The organism is Streptococcus sp. (assembly GCF_032481935.1).
GTDB lineage: Bacteria > Bacillota > Bacilli > Lactobacillales > Streptococcaceae > Streptococcus.
Map to the genome: position 1 here is coordinate 1 of NZ_JAWERU010000068.1, position 4,390 is coordinate 4,390.

Here is a 4,390-nt window from a genome sequence, read left to right on the forward strand (position 1 = left end):
GCTGGCTGAGTTTTATTCGAAAGAAGGAAATATGAATACAAATCTTGCAAGTTTTATCGTTGGACTCATCATCGATGAAAATGACCGTTTTTACTTTGTTCAAAAGGATGGTCAAACATATGCCCTAGCTAAAGAAGAAGGTAAGCATACAGTTGGTGATACGGTCAAAGGTTTTGCTTACACAGATATGAAGCAAAAATTGCGCCTCACTACTACAGAAGTGACTGCAACTCAGGAACAATTTGGTTGGGGAACCGTAACAGAGGTTCGTAAGGACCTTGGGGTTTTTGTTGATACAGGATTACCAGACAAGGAAATCGTTGTGTCACTAGATATTCTTCCTGAACTTAAAGAGCTCTGGCCTAAGAAGGGTGATCGTCTATACATCCGTCTAGAAGTGGATAAGAAGGATCGTATCTGGGGAATCTTAGCTTATCAGGAAGATTTCCAACGATTGGCACGTCCTGCCTACAATAACATGCAGAATCAAAATTGGCCTGCCATTGTTTACCGTCTCAAATTATCAGGAACTTTTGTCTATCTACCAGAGAACAACATGCTTGGATTTATCCATCCAAGTGAGCGCTATGCAGAACCACGTTTGGGGCAAGTGCTAGATGCGCGTGTCATTGGTTTCCGTGAGGTTGACCGTACTCTTAACCTTTCTCTAAAACCACGTTCTTTTGAGATGTTGGAAAATGATGCGCAGATGATCTTGACTTATTTGGAAAGCAATGGTGGCTTCATGACCTTGAATGATAAGTCATCACCAGATGATATCAAGGCCACTTTCGGTATTTCAAAAGGTCAATTTAAAAAAGCACTCGGTGGTTTGATGAAGGCTGGCAAAATCAAGCAAGATCAGTTCGGCACAGAGTTGATTTAGGAGGCTTATGAGAAAATCATTTTATACTTGGCTGATGACCGAGCGCAACCCTAAAAGCAATAGTCCCAAAGCAATTTTAGCGGATCTGGCTTTTGAGGAGTCCGCCTTTCCGAAACATACAGATGATTTTGATCAAGTGAGTCGTTTTTTAGAGGAACATGCTAGCTTTTCCTTTAATATGGGAGACTTCGATCGTATCTGGCAGGAATATTTAGAACATTAAGGCTACTAGATGGGGTTGGGGATAGTAATTTCTCAGCCTCTTTGCTATAATATAGTCATTCAGTTATCTTTTATGAGGATTTTACTTATTTTGGCAAGTATCGTTTACCATTACGAATTGTCAGAGTGATAGGATTTTTGAAAGTTATTTCATACTTAAAAGAAAACAAAATGATAAAACGAAATAAGAGATTAGAGAGGTTCTTTGTTTGAAGGAACATTCAATAGATATTCAACTGAGTCATCCAGATGACCTATTTCATCTTTTTGGGTCCAATGAGCGCCACCTTCGATTGATGGAGGATGAATTAGATGTCATCATCCATGCCCGTACAGAGATTGTACAAGTCTTGGGAGCAGAGAATGCTTGTGAGGAAGCCCGCCAAGTTATCCAAGCCTTAATGGTCTTGGTTAATCGTGGAATGACTGTTGGAACTCCGGATGTGGTGACAGCCATTACCATGGTTAAGAATAATGAAATCGATAAGTTTGTTGCCCTCTATGAAGAAGAAATTATCAAGGATAATACAGGTAAACCAATTCGTGTGAAGACGTTGGGTCAAAAGCTTTATGTGGATAGTGTCAAGCAACACGATGTGACCTTTGGTATTGGGCCGGCAGGAACAGGTAAGACCTTCTTAGCAGTGACTTTGGCCGTGACAGCTCTCAAGCGTGGACAAGTCAAACGTATTATCTTGACACGCCCTGCAGTAGAAGCAGGCGAGAGTCTAGGATTTCTTCCGGGAGATTTGAAGGAAAAGGTAGACCCTTACCTTCGTCCAGTTTATGATGCCTTGTACCAGATTCTTGGGAAGGACCAAACAACCCGTCTTATGGAACGTGAAATCATTGAAATCGCTCCTCTGGCCTATATGCGTGGGCGTACCTTGGATGATGCCTTTGTCATTCTCGATGAGGCGCAAAATACGACCATCATGCAGATGAAGATGTTCTTGACCCGTCTTGGATTTAACTCGAAAATGATTGTCAATGGGGATATTAGCCAGATTGACCTACCTCGTAATGTCAAGTCAGGTTTGATTGATGCTCAAGAGAAACTCAAGAATATTCATCAGATTGACTTTGTTCATTTCTCAGCCAAGGATGTGGTTCGCCACCCAGTTGTAGCTCAAATTATCAGAGCCTATGAACCCCTACCTGTCAAAGCTGAAGAAAGTGAAGAAGAAACAGAATAAAGAAAAAGGTTGGCCAAAAACTAGCTTTCCAATAAAACCACACAGTGATTCCAGTCTTGAATCAAATCAAGCTGAAAGAAACACTGTGTGGTTTTTGAATAGTGGATGTTTTAGAGGCTAGATTCTTGGCCAATTTGGTGAGATACATGAACATAAAGATGAAATCCTATTTCTGTTGCGACAGCTTGTTTACCTCTGACATGCACTCTGCGCACGCCAAAAACACTCTTCAATCTACCAAAACGGGTTCAACATTAATTTTCCGTTTGGCATAGATCGAGAGCCTTCTTCACTATGTAATGTTTGCTTAAGGAGTTCCTTAAAGTAATTCCAAGTTGGATTATAATGGATTGGTTTCTGATTCCCACTATCTGTTTTAGCCAACTGTTCTAACTCAGGAGTATCTTGAACTTTATCCGCCTCATAAATCTTGAAATCACGTTGGAAATCATACTTATCGGTTTGACTAGAGTAGTTCTTAAAGGAATAAACTATGCCATCGGGCTTTATAAACTAGTCCGTGTCCTCAAGATATTCCCAGTTCATTGGGTTATATGTGCTCGTTTAGTACTTTTTAGTCAATTTTGATTAGGTTGTTGGCATGTTTACTTGAGTGGAAGTTATTAATCGTTTTATAGCTAACATAGGTATCTTGCCTCAACCATTTCATAGGAATGACTTCTTCGTTCATTTGAACGATTTTACGTCCAGAGAACACTTGACGAGTATAAGCGAACAGGGTCATCTTCATGAGCATGGCTGGATGAAAGGCAGGGAGGCCAGTGTAGGAGGTCTCTTCCAATAGAACTTGACTAGGAATACTGTCCACATAGAGGCTAATCATTCTCGTTCGTGAATTAGTGGAATATCGTAGGCAAGATTCATTTCCAAACTTAACTGAGTTTTTGGTGGTTTTAGTAGTGGTTCAACTTGATTCCTACTATTCTTGATGGTGTGAATTTGCTTATAATGTATTCCAGTTAACCACGAAAGCTTTGGATTTTATAAAATTAACACGGGTTAAAAAATAAATTAATGTGTGTTAATTTTTTCTTGACTTAAATTTTTTTAATTGATATACTATTTTTCAGAGAGCTAACAATTATATATAAATGTACTACTCTATTTCCTAGATAAAACTTCATAAAACTTTTTATAACAAAGGCTAGCAAAGTTAAAGTTTTCTATCTTTAGGAAGTTAAATAAATATGTAAGGAATTAAAATGAAAAAAAGTACAGTATTGTCATTAACCACAGCTGCAGTTATTTTAGCAGCATATCTCCCTAACGAGGTAGTCTTAGCAGAAACATCTAGTTCTGAAGATGCTGTAACTATCTCTGATACAGAAAAAGTAGCAGTAGATAAGGAAACAGAAAATAAAGAGAAACATGAAGATATTCATAATGCTATAGAAACTTCAAAGGATACTGAAGAGAAGAAAACAACAATTATTGAGGAAAAAGAAGTTGTTAGTAAAAATACTGAGATAGATAATAAAACTAGCAATGAAGAAGCAAAAATCAAAGAAGAAAATTCCAATCAATCCCAAGGAGATTATGCGGACTCATTTGTAAATAAAAACGCAGAAAATCTCAATAAAGAAGATAAAGTTGTATATATTGCCGAATTTAAAGATAAAGAATCTGGTGAAAAAGCAATCAAGCAACTATCCAATCTTAAGGATACAAAAGTTTTATATACTTATGATAGGATTTTTAATGGTAGTGCGATTGAAACTACCCAAGATAATCTGGACAAAATTAAACTAATAGAAGGTATCTCATCGGTTGAACGATCACAAAAAGTCCAGCCAATGATGAATCATGCTAGGAAGGAAATTGGAGTTGAAGAGGCAATTGATTACCTAAAATCTATCAATGCTCCATTTGGTAAAAATTTTGATGGTAGAGGTATGGTCATTTCAAATATCGATACCGGGACAGATTATAGGCATAAGGCCATGAGGATTGATGATGATGCTAAAGGCTCAATGAGATTCAAAAAAGAAGACTTAAAAGGTACTGATAAAAATTTCTGGTTGAGTGATAAAATCCCTCATGCTTTCAATTATTATAATGGTGGTAA

General features: G+C 37.8%; 4 protein-coding genes and 1 pseudogene. 4 read left to right on the plus strand and 1 reads right to left on the minus strand.

All coding sequences use genetic code 11. From position 1 onward, the window contains the following. The first annotated feature begins 31 nt into the window (after positions 1–31). The 3 genes from cvfB to E7C97_RS09010 all read left to right on the plus strand — a co-directional run bounded on the left by cvfB (position 32) and on the right by E7C97_RS09010 (position 2,304). Positions 32–886 carry an RNA-binding virulence regulatory protein CvfB gene (gene cvfB / locus E7C97_RS09000; RefSeq protein WP_049525620.1) on the plus strand — a complete coding sequence of 285 codons (855 nt, stop codon included), beginning with the start codon at positions 32–34 and terminating at the stop codon, positions 884–886. A gap of 7 nt (positions 887–893) precedes the next feature. Continuing rightward, on the plus strand, positions 894–1,109 hold the full coding sequence (locus E7C97_RS09005; RefSeq protein ID WP_001232087.1) for a YozE family protein: 216 nt from the start codon (positions 894–896) through the stop codon (positions 1,107–1,109). 208 nt (positions 1,110–1,317) lie between these two features. Further along, positions 1,318–2,304: a PhoH family protein gene (locus tag E7C97_RS09010; RefSeq protein WP_049509524.1), complete on the plus strand. Its 987-nt coding sequence runs from the start codon at positions 1,318–1,320 to the stop codon at positions 2,302–2,304. Here the strand turns inward: E7C97_RS09010 and E7C97_RS09015 are convergent. Next, positions 2,270–3,189, minus strand: a pseudogene (locus tag E7C97_RS09015) (transposase). The gene E7C97_RS09010 and the pseudogene E7C97_RS09015 overlap by 35 nt on opposite strands. Before the next feature lie 338 nt (positions 3,190–3,527). On the opposite strand from E7C97_RS09015, the gene E7C97_RS09020 reads away from it, so the two are divergent. Next, positions 3,528–4,390, plus strand: an 863-nt coding sequence (locus E7C97_RS09020; RefSeq protein WP_316108990.1) for a protease inhibitor I9 family protein, incomplete at its 3' end; no start/stop codon positions are given.